The organism is Streptomyces sp. NPDC045470, assembly GCF_040646595.1.
GTDB lineage: Bacteria > Actinomycetota > Actinomycetes > Streptomycetales > Streptomycetaceae > Streptomyces.
This window is the reverse complement of record NZ_JBEZAN010000002.1, coordinates 498,694-517,324: the sequence shown is the minus strand read 5'-3', so window position 1 is coordinate 517,324 and position 18,631 is coordinate 498,694. Positions and strand designations below refer to the sequence as shown.

Annotated in this window: 19 protein-coding genes; 7 read left to right on the top strand and 12 right to left on the bottom strand. The window is 73.2% G+C overall.

Translation table 11 applies throughout. From position 1 onward, the window contains the following. The 3 genes from AB0A97_RS08660 to AB0A97_RS08650 form a co-directional block, all read right to left on the bottom strand. On the bottom strand, window positions 1–534 hold a 534-nt coding region (locus tag AB0A97_RS08660; protein WP_361146454.1), incomplete at its 3' end, for a cellulose-binding domain-containing protein. Between the two features lie 178 nt (window positions 535–712). Further along, entirely contained in the window at window positions 713–1,408 is a 696-nt protein-coding gene (locus AB0A97_RS08655; RefSeq protein ID WP_361146451.1) for a response regulator transcription factor, read from the bottom strand. Continuing rightward, window positions 1,405–2,640 carry a histidine kinase gene (locus AB0A97_RS08650; protein ID WP_361146448.1) on the bottom strand — a complete coding sequence of 412 codons (1,236 nt, stop codon included), beginning with the start codon at window positions 2,638–2,640 and terminating at the stop codon, window positions 1,405–1,407. The genes AB0A97_RS08655 and AB0A97_RS08650 overlap by 4 nt, the downstream gene beginning before the upstream one ends. A gap of 163 nt (window positions 2,641–2,803) precedes the next feature. On the opposite strand from AB0A97_RS08650, the gene AB0A97_RS08645 reads away from it, so the two are divergent. Then, window positions 2,804–3,451 (top strand): hypothetical protein, encoded by a 648-nt coding sequence (locus AB0A97_RS08645; RefSeq protein ID WP_361146445.1) that lies wholly within the window; start codon window positions 2,804–2,806, stop codon window positions 3,449–3,451. Between the two features lie 56 nt (window positions 3,452–3,507). On the opposite strand, the gene AB0A97_RS08640 is transcribed toward AB0A97_RS08645, so the two are convergent. Genes AB0A97_RS08640 through AB0A97_RS08630 form a run of 3 tightly spaced genes read right to left on the bottom strand, consistent with a single transcriptional unit; the run spans window position 3,508 to window position 5,655 of the window. After that, on the bottom strand, window positions 3,508–4,080 hold the full coding sequence (locus tag AB0A97_RS08640; protein WP_361146442.1) for a cob(I)yrinic acid a,c-diamide adenosyltransferase: 573 nt from the start codon (window positions 4,078–4,080) through the stop codon (window positions 3,508–3,510). Between the two features lie 10 nt (window positions 4,081–4,090). Next, window positions 4,091–4,846, bottom strand: a complete 756-nt coding sequence (locus AB0A97_RS08635) for an ABC transporter permease (protein ID WP_361146435.1) — start codon at window positions 4,844–4,846, stop codon at window positions 4,091–4,093. Window positions 4,847–4,872: 26 nt separating this feature from the next. Then, entirely contained in the window at window positions 4,873–5,655 is a 783-nt protein-coding gene (locus AB0A97_RS08630; RefSeq protein WP_361146432.1) for an ATP-binding cassette domain-containing protein, read from the bottom strand. Between the two features lie 99 nt (window positions 5,656–5,754). Between AB0A97_RS08630 and AB0A97_RS08625 the strand changes: the two genes are divergently transcribed. The 4 genes from AB0A97_RS08625 (at window position 5,755) to AB0A97_RS08610 (ending at window position 10,737) form a co-directional block, all read left to right on the top strand. Continuing rightward, the gene (locus tag AB0A97_RS08625) at window positions 5,755–6,396 is read left to right on the top strand and encodes a TetR/AcrR family transcriptional regulator (protein ID WP_361146429.1); all 642 of its coding nucleotides are present in this window, start codon (window positions 5,755–5,757) and stop codon (window positions 6,394–6,396) included. Window positions 6,397–6,522: 126 nt separating this feature from the next. Further along, window positions 6,523–7,371 carry a 3-hydroxyacyl-CoA dehydrogenase family protein gene (locus AB0A97_RS08620; protein ID WP_031008088.1) on the top strand — a complete coding sequence of 283 codons (849 nt, stop codon included), beginning with the start codon at window positions 6,523–6,525 and terminating at the stop codon, window positions 7,369–7,371. Between the two features lie 266 nt (window positions 7,372–7,637). Next, window positions 7,638–7,961 carry an STAS domain-containing protein gene (locus AB0A97_RS08615; RefSeq protein WP_031008086.1) on the top strand — a complete coding sequence of 108 codons (324 nt, stop codon included), beginning with the start codon at window positions 7,638–7,640 and terminating at the stop codon, window positions 7,959–7,961. A gap of 265 nt (window positions 7,962–8,226) precedes the next feature. Then, a complete protein-coding gene (locus AB0A97_RS08610; RefSeq protein ID WP_361146425.1) occupies window positions 8,227–10,737 on the top strand; it encodes an ATP-binding protein in 2,511 nt (836 codons plus the stop codon). A 150-nt stretch (window positions 10,738–10,887) separates the two neighbouring features. Here AB0A97_RS08610 and nucS read toward each other — a convergent pair whose 3' ends face one another. Then, complete coding sequence (gene nucS, locus AB0A97_RS08605; RefSeq protein WP_031008081.1) at window positions 10,888–11,550, bottom strand: endonuclease NucS; 663 nt, start codon at window positions 11,548–11,550, stop codon at window positions 10,888–10,890. 216 nt (window positions 11,551–11,766) lie between these two features. Here nucS and AB0A97_RS08600 point away from each other — a divergent pair, with 216 nt between their 5' ends. After that, a complete protein-coding gene (locus tag AB0A97_RS08600) occupies window positions 11,767–12,159 on the top strand; it encodes an SCO5389 family protein (RefSeq protein ID WP_361146422.1) in 393 nt (130 codons plus the stop codon). Between the two features lie 206 nt (window positions 12,160–12,365). On the opposite strand, the gene AB0A97_RS08595 is transcribed toward AB0A97_RS08600, so the two are convergent. After that, window positions 12,366–13,394: an LLM class flavin-dependent oxidoreductase gene (locus AB0A97_RS08595; RefSeq protein WP_361146419.1), complete on the bottom strand. Its 1,029-nt coding sequence runs from the start codon at window positions 13,392–13,394 to the stop codon at window positions 12,366–12,368. Between the two features lie 189 nt (window positions 13,395–13,583). On the opposite strand from AB0A97_RS08595, the gene AB0A97_RS08590 reads away from it, so the two are divergent. Beyond that, complete coding sequence (locus AB0A97_RS08590) at window positions 13,584–13,901, top strand: ATP/GTP-binding protein (RefSeq protein ID WP_361146416.1); 318 nt, start codon at window positions 13,584–13,586, stop codon at window positions 13,899–13,901. 10 nt (window positions 13,902–13,911) lie between these two features. On the opposite strand, the gene AB0A97_RS08585 is transcribed toward AB0A97_RS08590, so the two are convergent. The 4 genes from AB0A97_RS08585 to AB0A97_RS08570 all read right to left on the bottom strand — a co-directional run bounded on the left by AB0A97_RS08585 (window position 13,912) and on the right by AB0A97_RS08570 (window position 18,597). Then, window positions 13,912–15,354, bottom strand: a complete 1,443-nt coding sequence (locus AB0A97_RS08585) for an ABC transporter permease subunit (RefSeq protein ID WP_361146414.1) — start codon at window positions 15,352–15,354, stop codon at window positions 13,912–13,914. Continuing rightward, window positions 15,351–16,622, bottom strand: a complete 1,272-nt coding sequence (locus AB0A97_RS08580; protein WP_361146411.1) for an ATP-binding cassette domain-containing protein — start codon at window positions 16,620–16,622, stop codon at window positions 15,351–15,353. Before AB0A97_RS08580 ends, AB0A97_RS08585 begins: the two co-directional genes overlap by 4 nt. A 161-nt stretch (window positions 16,623–16,783) precedes the next feature. Further along, complete coding sequence (locus AB0A97_RS08575; RefSeq protein ID WP_361146408.1) at window positions 16,784–17,557, bottom strand: ABC transporter permease; 774 nt, start codon at window positions 17,555–17,557, stop codon at window positions 16,784–16,786. 2 nt (window positions 17,558–17,559) lie between these two features. Further along, window positions 17,560–18,597 (bottom strand): ABC transporter ATP-binding protein, encoded by a 1,038-nt coding sequence (locus tag AB0A97_RS08570; RefSeq protein WP_361146406.1) that lies wholly within the window; start codon window positions 18,595–18,597, stop codon window positions 17,560–17,562. Window positions 18,598–18,631: the final 34 nt, after the last annotated feature.

The window sequence follows — 18,631 nt, the reverse complement described above, 5'->3', positions numbered from 1 at the left end:
GTCGGTGGCGGCGGTCCAGGTCAGCCGTACGGAGGTGTCGGTGACGTCGCCGGCGACGGGCTTGCCGGGCGCGGACGGCGGGGTGTCACCGGGCTGCGCACCGTCGCAGGGGCCGCCGTTGAGCTTGCAGCCGCTCACGTCGCCGCCGGAGCCGGTGCCGATGAAGCCGAAGCTGACCGAGGCGCCGGGGGTGATGGTGCCGTTCCAGTTGACGTTCTTGGCCGTGTAGTGCCCGTTCGAGCCGCTGACCTGGGCGTCCCAGGCGGAGCCGACGGTGGTGCCGGAGGGGAAGTCCCACTCGACGGTCCAGCCGTTGAGGGTGGTGGTGCCGGTGTTCTTCACCGTCCACTGCCCCTGGAAGCCGGTGCCCCAGTCGGAGACCTTGGTGTACGTGGCGGTCGCCGACTCGGCGGCGTGCGCGGGGGTGGCGCCGGCCAGGCCGATGAGCGCCGCCACGGGCAGGAGGAGTGCGGTGAGGGCCGCGAGGGCTCTTCGTCGGGCGTGGGTGGTGCGTGTCAGGGTTCCGGGTGTCACGGATGCTCCCAGGTAAGGGGGTGGAGGTGGGGGAACCTGCGCCGCCCGGTGAGCGCTGTGGGGCGCGCTCACCGCAAAGATGTGAAGGGAGCGTAAAAAGGTCCAGACCTACGGTCAAGAGGTCTGGACCAAAGTGGGTGGCATCCTCCGCCGGGTCGGCCCGGCGCGGCAGCGGCCGTTACCCTTCCCGGCTCCCGCTGACACCCAACTCCTGCGCCAACACCGCGGCTTGCACCCGACTGCGCAGCTCCAGCTTCCCCAGCAGGCGGCTGACGTGCGTCTTCACCGTGGCCTCCGCCATCGCCAGGTGCTCCGCGATGTCGGCGTTGGACAGGCCCCGGCCGAGGCAGCCCAGCACCTCGCGTTCGCGGCGGGTCAGCACGTCCAGGACGGCCGGGTCCGGTGCCGAGGCACCGGCGGGCCTCCGTACCGTACGGGGACGGGCGAACTCCGCGATCAGCCGCCGGGTCACGGCCGGAGCGATCATCCCGTCCCCGGCGGCCACCGTGCGCACCGCGTCCAGCAGCGCCGCCGCCTCGCTGTCCTTGAGCAGGAAACCGGCGGCGCCTGCCCGCAGCGCCCCGAAGACGTACTCGTCCAGGTCGAAGGTGGTCAGCACCAGGACGTCGGCCAACTGCTCGTCGACGATGGCCCGGGTGGCCGAGACACCGTCCAGCTTGGGCATCTGCACATCCATCAGGACCAGGTCGGGCCGCAGTTCGCGGGCCAGTCGCACCGCCTCCTCGCCGTCCGCGGCCTCCCCGGCCACGTCGATGTCGGGGGCGGAGCGCAGGATCAGCGCCAGCCCGGCCCGTACGGCGGACTGGTCCTCGGCGATCAGCACCCGGACCGGGCGGCCGGTGACAGCGGTCATCGTTCCTCTTCCTCCTCGCGGACGGGCAGTTCGGCCCGTACTCGCCATTCCTTGCCGTTGCCGTGTCCGCCGCTGTCCTCGGGCCCGGCCTCGAACCGGCCGCCGAGCAGCTCGATCCGCTCCCGCATGCCGACCAGGCCGGCACCGGAGCCGGGCGCGCGCGGGCCGGGCCGGTCGCCGAAGGGGCTGGTGACGCGGACGGTGAGCGGGCCGCCGGGGGCGTGGGCGATACGGACCGCGACATCGCCGGGCGCGGCGTGCTTGAGGGCGTTGGTCAGGGACTCCTGCACGATGCGGTACGCGGCCAGCTCCACCGGGGCGGGTAGCCGCGCGCTGCCGCCGTCCGCCCGGGCGTCCTCCAGGGTGAACGTCAGGCCACTGCTCGCCCCGTTGGAGCGGGCCTGGGCCAGCAGCGCGTCGAGCCCGTCCAGAGTGGGGGTGGCCTGCGCCTCCGCCGTGCCGCCGGGGTCCTTCGCGTCCCGCAGCAGGCCGATCAGCCGCCGCATCTCGGCGAGGCCCTGGACGCTGTTCTCGCGGATGACGCCGAGCGCCTCGCGGCTGGCGCCGGGGTCGTCGATGGACTGTGCGGCCGTGGCGTGGATGGCGATGGCGGACAGGTGGTTGGCGACCATGTCGTGCAGTTCGCGGGCCATCCGGGCGCGCTCGGCGATGATGGCCTGCGTACGGTCCATCTCGGCCAGCAGCGCGGTCTGTTCGGCCTCCAGGCGGGCGGCCCGGGCGGCGTTGCGGTGTTCGCGGATGATGATCCCGGTCCAGGCGGGACTGATGGTGATCACACCGACGCCGAGACCGAGCAGCAGGGCCTGCGGGTCGTGCAGGACCGCCACCGGGACGATGGTGGCGACGACGGTGAGCAGGACGCTGATGACCGGCACGCGCCGGGCGGTGCCCGGGGGCCCGTACAGCACCGCGGCGTAGACGATGTCGGTGAACATCACGATCGTGGCGATCAGCCCGCCGGAGCACACGTCCGCGACGAGCGCGACGGTCGCCAGGCCCAGCGCGGTCCGCGGGGCGGTCCGGCGCAGCAACTCGGTGCCGGAGATGACGGCCAGCGGCACCAGGCCGAGCCAGGGGGGCACGTCCAGCAGCGGCGGGCTGCTGTGCAGCCCCAGCCCCCACAGCAGCAGGCCGCCGAGCAGACCGGCGACGGCGATGCACACGTCGTCACGGTGCGGGCGCGCCAGGGAGGCGAAGGGTCTCGCGGTCACCCCTCCATCAAACACGGCGGCGCGGCCCGACGCCTCCACGCTCCGGCCGAGCCCGTGGCGCCGCGCGCTACATCGAAAGATGCAGCACCGGATCATCGCGGGTGACGAGGTGACGGCCGGATTCCGGGGTGAGCCTGGAAGGGAACGAAAAGAGGTGGGTCCCGTGATCCTTGCGCTGATCGTCATCTGCGAGGTCGGCTTCTGGGTGCTGCTGGCCGGCGGGCTGGCCCTGCGGTACCTGGCGAAGAGGCCACGTGCCGGCATCGCCGTCCTGCTGCTGGAACCGCTGCTGGAACTGGTCCTCCTCGTCGCCACCGCCGTCGACCTGAAGAACGGCGCGGAGGCCGACTGGAAACACGGGCTCGCCGCGGTCTACATCGGCTTCTCGGTCACCCTGGGGCACCGCATGATCAAGTGGGCGGACGCCCGCTTCGCCCACCGGTTCGCGGGCGGCCCGCCGCCGGTACCGGCGCCGAAGTACGGCAGGCAGCGCGCGGTCTTCGAGTGGCGGTCGGCGGGCCGCTGGATCCTCGCCGCGCTCATCGCGATGGGCCTGTTGCAGCTCGCGGCCTGGTACGTGGGCGACCCCGCCCAGACCGCCTCGCTGCGCGACTGGCAGTCCAAGATGCTCCTCGTCATCGGCATCAACCTGGTGATCGCGGTGAGCTACACGCTGTGGCCGAAGAAGGCGCCGGAGGGGGACCCGCCCCCGCGCCCTGCGGACGGCCACGAGCGCGCCCGCGAGGACGGCCGGGACCAGGTCGGGGCGGGCCAGGGGTCCGGCCGGCCGGACCCGCCCACGTCCTGGTAGCCCGCCGGGGGCCTTCCTGGCGGTCCGCCCTGCCGCTCGCCGCTCCGGCGGTCCGCCTACCGCTCACCGCCCGGCACCCACAGCACGTCGCCCTGCTCCTTGTTGGCCGTGCGGGCCAGGATGAAAAGGAGGTCGGAGAGGCGGTTGAGGTAGGTGGCGGTGAGATGGTTCATGGTGTCGCCGTGCGTCTCCAGCGCCGCCCAGGTGGAGCGCTCGGCGCGGCGGACCACCGTGCAGGCCTGGTGCAGCAGCGCGGCCCCCGCCGTACCGCCGGGCAGGATGAAGCTGCGCAGCTTCTCCAGGCTCTCCAGGTAGTGGTCGCAGTCCGCCTCCAGCTTGTCGATGTAGGTCTGCTCCACGCGCAGCGGCGGGAACTCGGGGTTCTCCACCACCGGCGTCGACAGGTCGGCGCCCACGTCGAAGAGGTCGTTCTGCACCCGGACGAGGACCTTGACGACGTCCTCCGGCAGCGAGCCCAGCGCGACGGCCACGCCGATCGCCGCGTTGGCCTCGTTGGCGTCCGCGTAGGCCGCGATCCGCGTGTCGGTCTTGGCGGTACGGCTCATGTCACCGAGGGCGGTGGTGCCCTTGTCGCCGGTACGGGTGTAGATGCGCGTCAGATTGACCATACGGGCGAGCCTACGCCGCGGCCCTGCGGAAGGCGCGGGCGCAGACCGCCGCGGCCACCGCGGCGAGTCCGGCGGCGGTCAGCGCGCCGTACAGCACGGACGTACCGGTGTAGTCGCCCACGTAGGCCGCGCGGACACCGTCCACGAGATGGCGCAGCGGCATGAAGCGGGAGAGGACGTCCAGCCAACCGGGGGCCAGGGCCATCGGCAGCATCAGACCGGAGAGCAGCATCGTGGGCATGGTGGCGGCGTTGACGACGGGCCCGAACTCCTGCGGTGAGGCGACCTTCAGGGCCAGCGCGTACGACAGGGAGGACAGGGCGACGGCCGTCGCGGCGACGAACGCGAAGCCGATGAGGATGCCGCCGAGCGGCGCCCGCAGCCCCATCACCAGTGCCACCAGCACCAGGAGCCCTGCCTGGAACGTGAGCAGCGCGGTGTCCCGCAGTACCCGCCCCAGCAGCAGCGCGAGCCGGCTGACGGGCGTCACCCGCATCCGCTCCACCACGCCGTACTGCTTTTCGAGGATGAGGGCGAAGCCGCAGAACGACGCTCCGAAGAGCGCGAGTTGCAGCAGCAGGCCGGGCACCAGGACCTGCCAGGAGCTGCCCTCGGCGGCCAGTGGCAGCCTCGTCAGCAGCGGCCCGAAGAAGAGCAGGTAGAGCAGCGGCATCAGGACGCCGAAGAGCATCTGCACCTTGGAGCGCAGGGTCTGCCGGGCGTAGCGCCCGAAGATCAGGGCGGTGTCGGACAGGACGGGGGACATGCGGGTCTCCGTGAGGTGTCGGGCGGTCAGACGGCTACGGGGGTGGTGTCCGCCGGCGCGGGGCCGCGCCCGGTGATCGCGAGGAAGGCGTCCTGGAGGGACGCGTCGGCCGAACCGGCGTACGCGGTCTTGAGCGCGCGCGGCGTGCCTTCGGCGGCCACCACGCCGTGGTCCACGACCGCCAGGCGGTCGGCGAGTGCGTCCGCCTCGTCGAGGTGGTGGGTGGTCAGGACGACGGTGGTGCCGAAGTCCGCCCGCAGCCGCCGGACCAGGTCCCACAGGCCGGCCCGGCTGCCGGGGTCGAGCCCGGTCGTCGGCTCGTCCAGGAAGAGCACCGCGGGCCGGTGCGGCAGGCCCATCGCGATGTCCAGCCGCCTGCGCTGCCCGCCGGACAGTGCCGCGCACGTGCGGTCCAGCAGCCCGTCGAGTCCGAGGTCGTGCGCCAGTTCCTCGGCGCGGGCCGCGGCCCGCGCCTTCGACAGGCGGTACAGGCGCCCCTGGGTCACCAGTTCCTCCCGTACGGAGACGTGCGGGTCGACGCCGCCGGACTGGGCGACGTAGCCGGTGGCGCGGCGGACGCCGGCCGGGTCGCGGAGCAGGTCGCAGCCGGCGACGGTGGCGCTGCCGCCGGTGGGGGCGAGGAGCGTGGTGAGCATCCGCAGGGTGGTGGTCTTCCCGGCGCCGTTGGGGCCGAGCAGGCCGAGGATCTCGCCGTGCCCGACGGTGAGGTCGATGCCGCGTACGGCTTCGACGGTGCCGTGCCGGGTGGTGAAGGTCCGGGCCAGGCCGGACGCGGTGATGACTGCCATGCCGGACAGAAAAACAGAGTCACTGGAAAATTGCAATGGCCTCAAAAATATGAGCCACCCAAAAATCCAAGGACCCCAAGAAGGCGTACGATGCGAGGCATGGCAGAGGGGCTCAGGGAGCGCAAGAAGCGGCAGACGCGCCAGCACATCTCGGACATGGCCACCGGCCTGTTCCTGGAGCGCGGCTTCGACGACGTGACCATCGCGGAGATCGCGGAGGTCTGCGAGGTCTCGGTCAACACCGTCTACAACTACTTCCCGGCCAAGGAAGACCTCTTCATGGACCGCGGTGCCGGGCTGGTCGACCGCCTCGCGCGCTACGTACGCGGCCGGGACGCGGGGGAGTCGGCGGCCGCCGCCGTCCTGCGCGAATTGCGCGAACAGGTGGAGGCGGTCTCGCCCGCCGTCGGACTGACCGAGGGCTACGACCGCTTCCTGCGCGTCATCGAAGGCGCCGCCACCCTCAAGGCCCGCCTCTGGCACCTCCAGCAGGAACAGCTCGCCCGCCTGGAGGAGACCCTGCGCCAGGAGGCCGGCGCCGCGGCGGACGACTGGCTGCCGCTCCTGGTGGCCGGTCAGCTCAACTGGGTGCACGCCACGCTCACGGCGCACATCGCCCGCGCCATGATGGCCGGGCGCGCACCCGACGAGGTGTCACGCGAGGCGCTCGTGCTGCTCGACGACCTGGAGGACGCGCTCGGTGAAAAGGTCCTCAACTATGCCGTGCGCGGCGGCCGGTGAGCCCGTGCGGTGTGATGTCCGTCATCTGAGACGTGACGCGCATCTCTAACCCTCCTATCGATCGCCGCCGGGCGCTAACGTCACTGCCGAGAGCCGTCAGGTGTACAGCGTGTTAGGGGACAGCAAGTGGCAAAGAAGCTCGCCGTCATCGGAGCCGGACTCATGGGGTCCGGTATCGCGCAGGTCTCGGCCCAGGCGGGCTGGGAGGTCGTCCTCCGCGATGTGACGGAAGGCGCGCTGGCCCGCGGCAAGGGCGGCATCGAGGCCTCGTACGAGAAGTTCGTGAGCAAGGGCAAGCTGGCCGCGGCCGACGCCGAGCAGGCGCTGGCCCGGATCACCACCACGACCGACCTGGACGCGGCGGCCGACGCGGACATCGTCGTGGAGGCCGTCTTCGAGCGGATCGACGTCAAGCGCGAGATCTTTACGAACCTGGACAAGCTGGTCAAGGACGAGGCGGTGCTCGCCTCCAACACCTCGGCCATCCCGATCACCAAGATCGCCGCGGCCACCGGGCGCCCCGAGCGGGTGGTGGGCACGCACTTCTTCTCGCCGGTGCCGATGATGCAGCTCTGCGAACTGGTGCGCGGCTACAAGACCAGCGACGAAACCCTCGCCACCGCCCGCGCGTTCGCCGAGTCCGTCGGCAAGACCTGCATCGTCGTCAACCGGGACGTGGCCGGCTTCGTGACCACCCGTCTCATCTCGGCGCTGGTCGTGGAGGCGGCGAAGCTGTACGAGTCCGGGGTGGCCAGCGCCGAGGACATCGACACCGCCTGCAAGCTGGGCTTCGGGCACGCCATGGGGCCGCTGGCCACCGCCGACCTGACCGGCGTGGACATCCTGCTGCACGCCACCGACAACATCTACACCGAGTCGCAGGACGAGAAGTTCGCGCCGCCGGAGGTCATGCGGCGGATGGTCGATGCCGGCGATATCGGCCGCAAGAGTGGGCAAGGCTTCTACGAGCACTGATTCCGCGTCGGACGGACCCGGACCCCGCACCGCGCTGTCGCAGCGTCAGGCGCCGCTCCCGGCACGGCCGGGAGCGCGGCGGCCGGGGCTCCGGCCGCCGGCGGCACGCCCCCGAGGCGGCCGACGCGCCAGGCGCACGGGTCCGGTGCCGTCATCCTCCGGGGTGAATTCGGTATCGGTTCGCTTACAGGCGGCAACTTCGCCGCATGAGAGGCAGTCAGTTCTGTAGACGTAACGATCGAGCACTCATCACCCGGGGAGCGCATATGCACATCAGGGGCGACCACGCCGAGCTGGTCGTCGGGGGCCGCCTCGACGTCCGCAGCGCGGCGGACGCCCGAACCGTCCTGCACTCCGCCGTCGACTCGGGCCAGGGCGACCTCGTGCTGGATCTGACCGGACTCGACTCGTGGGACGCCACCGGACTCGGCGTGATCATGGGTGCGCACCGCCGCGCCGGGCGGGCCAACCGCCGGCTCGTGCTGCGCGGCGTACCGCCGCAGATGCAGCGGCTGCTGGTCGCCACCCGTCTGCACCGCATCCTCGCCATCGAGGGCGGCATCGCGGCCGAGACCCTGCCGCGGGTCTGACGGCGCCCCCGGCAAGATCAAAAAGCCGCATACCCGAAGGATTCTCACAACACTGTGACGTTCCGGGCAGGAACGGACCCCGGCGCTTCGTAGATACTGGGCGAAGGTCTAAGGTTCGGTTTTCCGCCGTCCGGTTCGCCGCACGGCGGGCACCGGACCAGAAGCGGCGGCCGGGGAGCACCCCGGCCGGAGGCTGGGGGAGTGCGGACGGCCGGGACGCAAACGGCCGGTCGGCACGCCAAGCGCATCTGGGGGGCATTTCACCATGGACCCGAACACCAACCGGGGACCTGAGGAGTACGGCGAGCAGGACGCCCCTGCCGCGACGCCGACGCCCGCGGCCGGCGGCTCCGCGGCCGCCCCCGGCGGGCTCGCCCGCACCGTACAGCTCGTGTCGGGTCCCTACCTGCTCACCGTCAACCCGGTCGACGGCAGCGAGATCGAACCCTGCCCGCCCGGCGAGCAGCCCGCCGTCCCCGGCAAGCACGGCCCCGAGGAGCGCGCCGAGCTGGCCCGCGCCGCCGCCCCGCCCGCCCTGCCGGTCTCCGCCGGCCGCCAGGGCGCGCTCCTGGAGCGCGCCGAGGAGACCGACCGGCTGGTGCGGCTGCTGTCCCGCGGCAGATCCGTACGGGTCACCGGGCCCTCCGGATCGGGCCGTACCCGCCTGCTGGACGCCGTCGCCGCCGCCTGCGAGGGCCTGGCCCCCGACGGCGTCGTGCGGCTCTCCGGATACCGCCGCACGCCCACCGACGTGCTGTACGAGCTGTTCGCCGCCGTCCACCGGGCCCCGCTGCACCGCCCCGACCGCGGCGAGCTGCTGCGCCTGCTCGGCGAGATCGGCGCCATCGTCGTCCTGGACGACCTGGAGTTCGGCGGCGCCGCGCTGGACGAACTGCTGGGCGCCACCCCCGAGTGCGCCTTCCTGTTCGCCGCCACCCCCGACGTCGCCGCCCCCTCGCCCGGCTCCCACCTCGAAGAGGTCTTCCTCGGCGGCATCGGCCGCGACGCCTGCCGCGAGCTGCTGGCGGGCGTCGTCGGCCGGCCGCTCACCGACGACGAGGCCGCTTGGGCCGCCGACCTGTGGTTCGAGTCCGAGGGGCTGCCCCTGCGCTTCGTCCAGGCCGGTGCCCTGCTGCGGCAGCGGCTCCGTACCGACCAGGACACCTTCGACGCGTACGGAGAGCATTCCGACGACGCCGCCGCGGCCGGTGCCGGCCAGGACGGCACCACCGGACCGCTGCCCACCGTCGCCGAGGCCGCCTCGCCCGCGCCGCTGATCGCCGCCGGCCTGAGCGAGGCGGCGCGCGAGACGCTGCGCTTCGCGGTCGCGCTGGGCGGCGAGCTGCCGCACCAGGCACACCTGCCCGCGCTCGCCCAGGACACCCACGCGGACGCCGCCCTCGGCGCGCTGCTGGACTGCGGGCTGATCACCCCGGCCGGGGGCCACTACCGGCTCGCGGCGACGGTGGAGGACCAGCTGACGGCCGCCGGGTACGACGAAGGCGCGGGTGAGCGGGCCCTGACCGCCGCCCAGCACTACGCCTGGTGGGCCGGCCACCCCTCGGTCACGCCCGAGCGGGCCGCCGCCGAGGCCGACGCGATCCTCGCCGCGATGAACGTCCTGACCGGCAGCCGGGAGAGCGGCCACCCCAGCGCCGCCGTCCTGCTGGCCCGTACGGCCGCCCCGGCCTTCGCCGCCGCCCTGCACTGGAACGCCTGGGAGCGCAGCCTGCGGCACGGCGCCGAGGCCGCCCGCATCGCCGGGGAGGTCGCCGAGGAGGCGTACTTCCACCACGAGCTGGGCGTGCTCGCCCTGTGCACCGGCAACCTGGACCGGGCGCGGGCCGAGCTGGAGGCGTCGATAGGGCTGCGCGGTGTGCTCTCCGACCGGCGCGGCGCGGTCGCGGGGCGGCGCGCGCTGGCCCTGGTCGCCGACCGCTCCGGCACGTTCACCCCGCCCGCGGGTACGGCCACACCGGCCGGGGAGGAGATCCCGGACGCGCGGACGGAGGAGTCGGCCTCGCCGCCCGGCGGGGTGCCCGCCGCCCTCGCGTCGGCCCCGGCCGTCGACGCGACCGCGCCCACCGTGGTCACCCGCGCCGTCCCCGGCGGCGGCAAGAGCGGCTCCAGGACCGGCGGCCGCAAGGCCCTGGTGCTCGGCGCCCGGCGCAACCTGGTCGCCGCGGGCGCGGGCGCCCTGCTCGTCGCCGTCCTGGGCACCGTCGTCACCCTGGGCGCGGTCTCCGGGCCCGACCACGGCACGGGCGAGAAGGTCAAGACCGAGCAGTCCGCCGAGCCGGGCCGGGACGGCGACGGCATGCCCGCCGACCAGCCGGGCACCGGCAGCACCCGCACCGGCCAGGGCAGCCGGCCCGGTACGGGCGGCCCCGGCTCGACGGCGCGCGGCACCGGCGGACAGCCGGGCACCGGCACGCCCGCTCCGAGCACCGGCGCCACGGACCCGACGACCGGCCGGCCCACGGACGGCAGCACGAACCCGACCACCCCGACGACGCGCCCGACCGAGCCGACCACCCGGCCCACCGACACGGGAACGGGCACCGGCAGGCCCACGGACAAGCCGACCGACAAGCCGACGGACAAACCCACCGACAAGCCGACGGACAAGCCGACCGACAAACCCACGGACAAGCCCACCGACAAGCCGACCAGCCAGGAACCGACCGGCACCACCGGCAACCCGGCGCCCAGCAGCGCCAACGGCAGCAGCTCGGCGGCCACCGGCTCCGGCGGCACGGGCGGCACGGACGCCTGAGCACAGCACGACGGCCCGGTACGGAACCGTCCGCCTCAGGGGCGGGCGTTCCGTACCGGGCCGTCGTCGTCCGTACCGGCGGAGGTCCGTGCCGCGGGCCGGGCGGGCTCACCCCCGGCCCGCTCGCCCGGAGCGGGCCGGGCCCGCCGCTCAGAACAGCCGCAGCTTGTCGTCCTCGATGCCGCGCAGCGCGTTGTAGTCCAGCACGACGCAGCCGATACCGCGGTCGGTGGCCAGCACCCGTGCCTGCGGCTTGATCTCCTGGGCCGCGAAGACGCCCTTCACCGGTGCCAAGTGCGGGTCACGGTTGAGGAGTTCGAGATAACGGGTGAGCTGCTCGACCCCGTCGATCTCACCGCGCCGCTTGATCTCCACGGCGACCGTCGCGCCGTCCGCGTCCCGGCACAGGATGTCCACCGGGCCGATGGCGGTGGGGTATTCACGGCGGATGAGCGAATAGCCCTCGCCGAGGGTCTCGATCCGGTCGGCGAGCAGCTCCTGAAGGTGCGCCTCCACCCCGTCCTTGATGAGACCCGGGTCCACGCCCAGCTCGTGCGCCGAGTCGTGCATCACCTCTTCCAGGGTGATGATGAGCTTCTCGCCCCCCTTGTTCTCCACCGTCCACACACTGCCGTCGCCCTCCTTGAGGGTGCACGGCGGGGACATCCAGTTCAGGGGCTTGTAGGCCCGGTCGTCCGCGTGGATGGAGACCGAACCGTCCGCCTTCACGAGGATCAGGCGAGGGGCCGACGGGAGGTGGGCACTGAGCCGGCCCGCGTAGTCCACGGAGCAACGGGCAATGACGAGACGCATGGTGCGCCACGCTACTCGACCGGAGGCCGCCGACGCGATTCGCCCCTGAACCGCCCGGTCCGCCGGCGGCCGGTAGTCGCGGCAATCTTCTGGTGCGCGCCGGGTGCGCGGCATACCGTTGAAGCGGGGGGTCGTGGTACGGACACGCTCCGTCGCGGAACCCCCCGGTCCCATCCCTGAGGCTCCGTCCCGGCGGGGCCGCGAGAGGAGAACCTCATGTCGCTCGACGTCTCACCGGCCCTCCTCGAACAGGCCGAGCGAGGCGAGGTCGACGAAGCGGAATTTGTCGACTGCGTCCGGACCTCCTTGCCCTACGCATGGGGGATGATCAGCTCCCTGGTGGCCCAGCTCAAGGTGGACGGCGGCGAGTTCGCCGACAACCGGACGCCGCCGCCGGACGAGCAGGCACGCGGTCAGCTGCTGCGAGCACTGGCGAGTGACGCGATACGCGGGTCGTTGGAACGTCACTTCGGTGTGCGGCTGGCATTCCAGAACTGCCACCGGGTCGCGGTCTTCCCGCTCGATCCGTCGGTGGACGACAGGCTGGCCACCTTCACCTCCGTCCGGGGCCAGCTTCTGAACCAGTCGCCGGAGCTGCGCGACTGCTGACCGAGGACGCTGCCGCCGCGCATGCGCGACGGAGGCCGTACGGCAAGGGTGCGCCGGCGGCAGCATCGGCCGGCCCGGCGCCGGTGAGGCGACGTCGGCGCGGCGTGCACGGCACCCTCCGGCCGCGGGGCCGGAGACCGGCACCGGCACGCCGGACGGTGGCGGACCGCGGGCGGTCCGCCGCGCAGGCCCGCCCCCGCTCCGGATCAGCCGAGCCGCGGCACCACCTCGGCGCCCAGCCGCCGTACGTTCTCCTCGGTGGCGGCCAGGTCGCCGGAACCCTCCACGAGCAGCGCGAAGCGCCGGATGCCGGTCCGCTCCGCCGAGGCCGCGAGCCGGTCGGCGCACTGTTTCGGCGGCCCGACCGGATGCAGGTCGCAGAGCAGCTCCGTGTACGCCAGCGGGTCGCGCATGGGGCGGTGGCGGCCGTCGACCGTCTCATGGGCCGCCAGCCCGCGCCGCAGCCAGCCCGGCATCGCCTTCGTGAGGACCTCGGCCGCGCCCTGACGGGTGTCGCCGACCTGCACCACTCCGGCGGAGACGTGCTCCGCCGCCGCGACCAGCGCCGGGTCCCGCCCGGCCGCCAGCGCCACCCGGCGCCACAGCGCCACCATCTCCGCCTTGTCCTCGTCCCCGCAGTGCATCCCCAGCAGCATCGGCAGCCCGCGCTCGGCGGCCAGCCGCACCGACCCGGGCGAGGTGCAGGCGAGGATCACGGGCGGCCCGGACGGCATCTCCAGTGACTCGTCGGGGCGCGGTACGACGGCCACCTCCCGGAAGGAGTGACGTTCCCCCCTGGCGCCGACCCGCGGCTCGCGCAGCCAGCGCAGCAGCAGGTCCAGCGACTCGGGGAAGTGCTGTTCGTAGGCGGCCAGTCCCGAGCCGAAGACCTCCAGGTCCACCCAGGGTCCGCCGCGGCCGACACCGAGGGTGAACCGCCCGCCGGAGGTCAGGTGCAGCAGCGCCGCCTGCTCCCCGAGGGCGACCGGATGCTGGGTCGGCAGCACGCTGACGGACGTGCCGACGCCGATCCGGTCGGTACGGCCCAGCAGCAGCGCGGCCAGCGTCGCCGCCGACGGGCAGACCCCGTACGGCACGAAGTGGTGCTCCGCCAGCCAGACGGCGTCGAGCCCGGCCTCCTCCGCGACTTCGGCCGACCGCACCGCCCGATGGAGTGCCTCCCCCTGCCCCTGACCGGGAAACTGGGCGGCCAGAATGAAAGCCCCAACACGCATCGCTCTTCTGCCTCCTCGCAGCCGACGCGACATCCCCCTAACACGCAACAACGGGGGACACGTGCCAAAGGCACGGCCTGCGGCGAAGTTTCCCGATGATCGCAGGATTGCGGCGGCCGACTACGCCCCATGACGGAGCCGCGTAGGGTGGTGACGGCCCGTGACCCCGCAGATTTCCCGAGGTGCCCAGTGTCTCCGCGTCGAAACCGCTCCCGCGGCGGTGAGAAGCCAGCCGACCACGCGGGCGGGGGCCGCTACGGTCTGGAACGTACCGAGGAATGGCGCGGCGAGGAGTGGGTCGTACGGCATCTGGGGGGCGGCGGGACGGCCAAGCACTACCGCTGCCCGGGATGCGACCAGGAGATCCCGCCGGGGGTGCCGCATGTCGTCGCCTGGCCGCGGGAGGGCGACGTGGACGAACGCAGACACTGGCACAAGGCGTGCTGGAACGCACGGGACCGCCGGAGCGCGCGGCTCCAGCGGTCCCGTAACGCGCCGAGGTACTGAGCGGCCCCCGTCAGACGTCGCGCTTGTGCAGCGCCGCGTACGCGCCGCCGAGGACGACGGCGGTGACGGCCAGGAGGACGAGCAGCGGCTGCCAGCCGGTCGGGCCGTCGGGCATGAACGGCTGGCCGTAGAGCGCGCCGAGGTTGTTCGGGATCGAGTACTCGATCAGCTTGGTCGCGAACGGGCGCAGGCTCTCCGAAGTGATCATGAACACGGCCATCAGCATGGGCAGCAGGACCAGGCCCGTCATCGCGCTGATCGCGCCGGCCGAGTGCCGCAGCAGCGTGCCCGCCCCCAGGGACAGCAGGCTCAGCACGGCCACGAACAGACCGGAGCCGACGGTGGCGCGCAGCCACTCGTCACCGGTGGGCGCCGGGCCGGTGAGCATCCCGGCGTGCGCCACCGCGACCAGCGCGTTGGAGGCCGTGGTGACGACGAACGTCAGCGCGAACAGGACGATCGCCTTGGCGGTCAGCACCCGCGCGCGGCTGGGGCAGGCCGTGAACGTCGTACGGATCATGCCGGTGCCGTACTCCGAGGAGATCACCAGCACGCCGAGCGGGATCACGCACAGCGTCCCCAGCAGCAGGCCGAACCAGGCGAAGCCGAGCACCGGCTCGACCACCCGGTCCGGGTCCGCCAGGGCCAGCGCCGTCAGCAGGCCGATGCCGACGTTCAGCAGGACCAGCACGCCCAGCGTCCACATCGTGGAGCGCACCGAGCGGATCTTCGTCCACTCGGAGGCGAGCGCGTGGCCCAGGGTCGTCCGGCGCACCGGGATCGGCGAGACGTAGGCCGGGCCGGTGCCGCCGGGACCGGCGGCCTGCCAGGCGGCCGGGATCTGCTGCTGTTGGGGCGGCTGCTGGGCCTGCTGAGGCGCAGGCTGCCGGTGCGGCTGCTGAGGCTGTGCGGGCTGGTGCGGCTGCTGGTAGGGCGCCTGCTGCGGCGGGGGACCGGCGGGCGGCTGCTGGGCCTGGAGCGTCATGGTGCCCGCGTCCTTGGGCGCGCCCTGGGGGGCGTGCGGTGCGTTCTGCGGGGCCTGGGGCGCGGCCTGCGGAGCCTGCGGTGCGGGCTGGGCCTGGAGCGTCATCGTCCCGGCTTCCTTGCCGGGCGCGGTGGCGGACGGCTGCTGGGCCTGGAGCGTCATCGTGCCGGGCTCACGGGCCGGAGCGCCCGCCTGCGGTGCCTGGGCCTGCTGCGGCGCCGGTCCGGCCTGCGGCGCGTGAGCGAGCGGCTGCGCCTGCCGCTGCGCGGGCTGCTCGGCGGGCTGCGCCTGCTGCTGCGGCGGTGCGTGCGCGGCCAGCGGCCGGGGCTCCGGCTGCTCGGCGGGCGGCTGCGGGGCGGCCTGCTGCGCGGGTGGCCGCGGGGCCCCTGCCGGGGGCGTCGGGCCGGTGCCGGGAGCGTCGGTGTCGTGCGGCTCAGGCTGTGGCTGCGGCTGCTGAGGGCTGGTCATCGGGCGTCCTCGGTGTGCGGCTCGGAGATGTCGGCGGGGGCGGCGGGCGGCATCGGCGCCGGGGCGCCGGCCTGCGGGCCCGGCTGCGGCTGTCCGTACGGGTTCGGCTGTCCGTACGGCGAGCCCTGGCCGGCCATCGGCGGCGGGTAGCCCTGGCCCGGCGCGCCGCCGGGCGCCTGCGCGTACGGGTTCGGCTGCCCCTGGGCCCCGGGGTGCGGCTGCCCAGGGTGGCCGGGCTGCCCGTACGGACCCGGCTGCGGCGCCGCGTACCCCTGCGGCGGCTGCCCTGGCGCGCCCATGCCCTGCTGCGCGTGACCGGGCCCCTGCTGCTGGAGGCCGGCCCGCTGGTCGGTCGTCGAGCGGTAGTCGACGGCCCCCTGCGTTAGCTGCATGTACGCCTCTTCCAGGGACGCCTGATGCGGCGACAGCTCCCACAGGCGGATGTCCGCGTCGTGCGCGAGGTCGCTGATGCGGGGCAGCGGCAGCCCGCTGACGCGCAGCGCGCCGTCCTGCTCCGGTACGACCCGGGCACCTGCCTCGCCGAGCAGCGAGCCCAGCTTCTCGCGCAGCTCCGGCTCGGTGTCCGGCGTACGGACCCGGGCGAAGTCGGCGGAGTTGGCCGAGATGAAGTCCGTGACCGACATGTCGGCCAGCAACTGGCCGCGGCCGATGACGATCAGGTGTTCGGCGGTCAGCGCCATCTCGCTCATCAGGTGCGAGGAGACGAAGACCGTACGGCCCTCGGCGGCCAGCTGCTTCATCAGGTTGCGGACCCACAGGATGCCTTCGGGGTCCAGGCCGTTGACCGGCTCGTCGAAGAGCAGCACCTGCGGGTCGCCGAGCAGCGCCGCCGCGATGCCCAGGCGCTGGCCCATGCCGAGCGAGAAGCCGTTGGAGCGCTTGCGGGCGACGTCCTGGAGGCCGACCACGCCGAGTACTTCGTCGACGCGGCGTGCCGGGATGCCGGAGAGCTGGGCGAGGCAGAGCAGGTGCTGGCGCGCGCTGCGGCCGCCGTGCACCGCCTTGGCGTCGAGCAGGGCGCCGACGTGCCGCGGGGCGTTGGGCACCTGACGGAACGGGATGCCGCCGATGGTGACGCGGCCGCTCGTCGGGGTGTCCAGCCCCAGGATCATGCGCATCGTCGTGGACTTGCCGGAGCCGTTGGGGCCCAGGAAGCCGGTGACGGTGCCCGGCCGCACCTGGAACGACAGGTTGTGCACGGCTGTCTTGGCGCCGTAGCGCTTCGTCAGACCGAATGCCTCGATCATTCTCCGCCCCTCAGAAATGGTTCGGGGCAGAGGTGCTCTCGTACCCCCGTGAGGGTTAGGAGGTTATCCGCAGGCTGACGGTTCCCGTCAAAACGCGGGCCGGCGCGGAGGGACGGGGCTCCGCCGGCCGGCGTCGGACGGCCGCCGCCGGGGCCCCGGCCTCAGGCGTCGCGCCGCTTCAACAGGACGTACCCGCACAGCAGGGCGGCCACCGTCCACGCCAGCATGATGGCGAACCCGCCCCACGGCCCGTACGGCACCGCGTCGCCGGCCGGCGGCACCACCTGCATGACCTTGTGGCCGGCCTGGTCGGGGAGGTACCAGCCGATCTTCTTGGTGGCCGAGACGTTCCCCAGGACGGTGGAGATCAGGAAGAAGAACGGCATCAGGATGCCCAGCGCCAGCATCGGGCTGCGCAGCATCGTGGCCACCCCCATCGAGAACACCGCGATCAGCGTCATGTACAGCCCGCCGCCCACCACGGCCCGCAGGACGCCCCGGTCGCCGAGGGAGGCCGCGTGCGTGTCGAGCAACGCCTGCCCGATGAAGAAGGAGAGGAAGGCCGTCACGAAGGAGACGGCGAGGGCGAGCAGGGCGGCGACGGCGACCTTGCTGAAGAGGAAGGTGCCGCGCTGCGGTACGGCGGCGAGCGAGGTACGGATCATGCCGGTGCTGTACTCGTTGGAGACCACCAGCACCCCGAAGACGATCATCGCGAGCTGGCCCAGGCCCATCCCGGCGAAGCTGATGTTCGTGGGGTCGAAGGTGGTCCGGTCGCGGGGGGACATGGTGCCGAAGTCGTTCGAGGCGAGCAGGCAGATCAGCGCGCCCAGCGCGACCGTGACGACCAGCGCGATGCCCAGCGTCCACACCGTGGACCGCACCGACCGGATCTTCGTCCACTCCGACTTCAGGACCTGGGAGACGGCCGCCATCGTCAGGACCCCCGCTTCTGGTCGCGCCAGCCGGCACCCCAGCCGCCGGGCGGGGAGTCCGGGGGCGGCGCTCCCGGGGCCCCGGGCGGCGGCGGAGCGTCCGGCAGGCCGTCCTCCGGCGCCGCGGGCCGCGGCGCCGCCGAGTGCGCGTGGTACTCCACCGATCCTGCGGTCAGCTGCATGAACGCTTCCTCCAGGGACGCCTGCTGCGGGCTCAGTTCGTGCAGGACGATCCGGTGCCGCGCGGCCAGTTCGCCGAGGTCGGCGGCGCTCACCCCGTCGACCTCCACCGCCTCGCCGGCCGGCGAGGCCGGGTGCCCGGCGTCCCTGAGCACGTCGAGCAGCCGCTCGCGCTCCGGCGACCGCATCCGTACGTACGCGCGCGAGTTCTCCCGGATGAACTGCGCCATCGAGGTGTCCGCCAGCAGCCGCCCCTGGCCGATGACGATGAGGTGTTCGGCGGTCAGCGCCATCTCGCTCATCAGGTGCGAGGAGACGAAGACGGTACGGCCCTGGGCGGCCAGACCCTTCATCAGGTTGCGGATCCAGTGGATGCCCTCGGGGTCGAGTCCGTTGACCGGCTCGTCGAACATCAGGATCTCGGGGTCGCCGAGCAGCGCGGCCGCGATGCCCAGGCGCTGGCCCATGCCCAGGGAGAAGCCGCTGGAGCGTTTCCCGGCCACCGCGGTCAGTCCGACGGTGTCCAGCACCTCGTGGACACGGGCGCGCGGGATGCCGTTGCTCTGGGCCAGGCACAGCAGGTGGTTGAAGGCGCTCCGGCCGCCGTGCACGGCCTTGGCGTCCAGGAGGGCGCCGATGTGTTTCAAGGGGTCGGACAACTGCCGGTAGTGCCGTCCGTCGATACGGACCTGTCCCGACGTCGGGTGGTCCAGATCGAGCATCATCCGCATGGTCGTGGACTTGCCGGCGCCGTTGGGGCCGAGGAAGCCGGTGACGATCCCGGGCCGCACGGTGAAGGTCAGCCCGTCCACGGCGAGCTTGTCGCCGTACCGCTTGGTCAGCCCCTCGCTCTCGATCATGTACAGCACGCTAAGCGGGGGCCGGTGCCCCCGC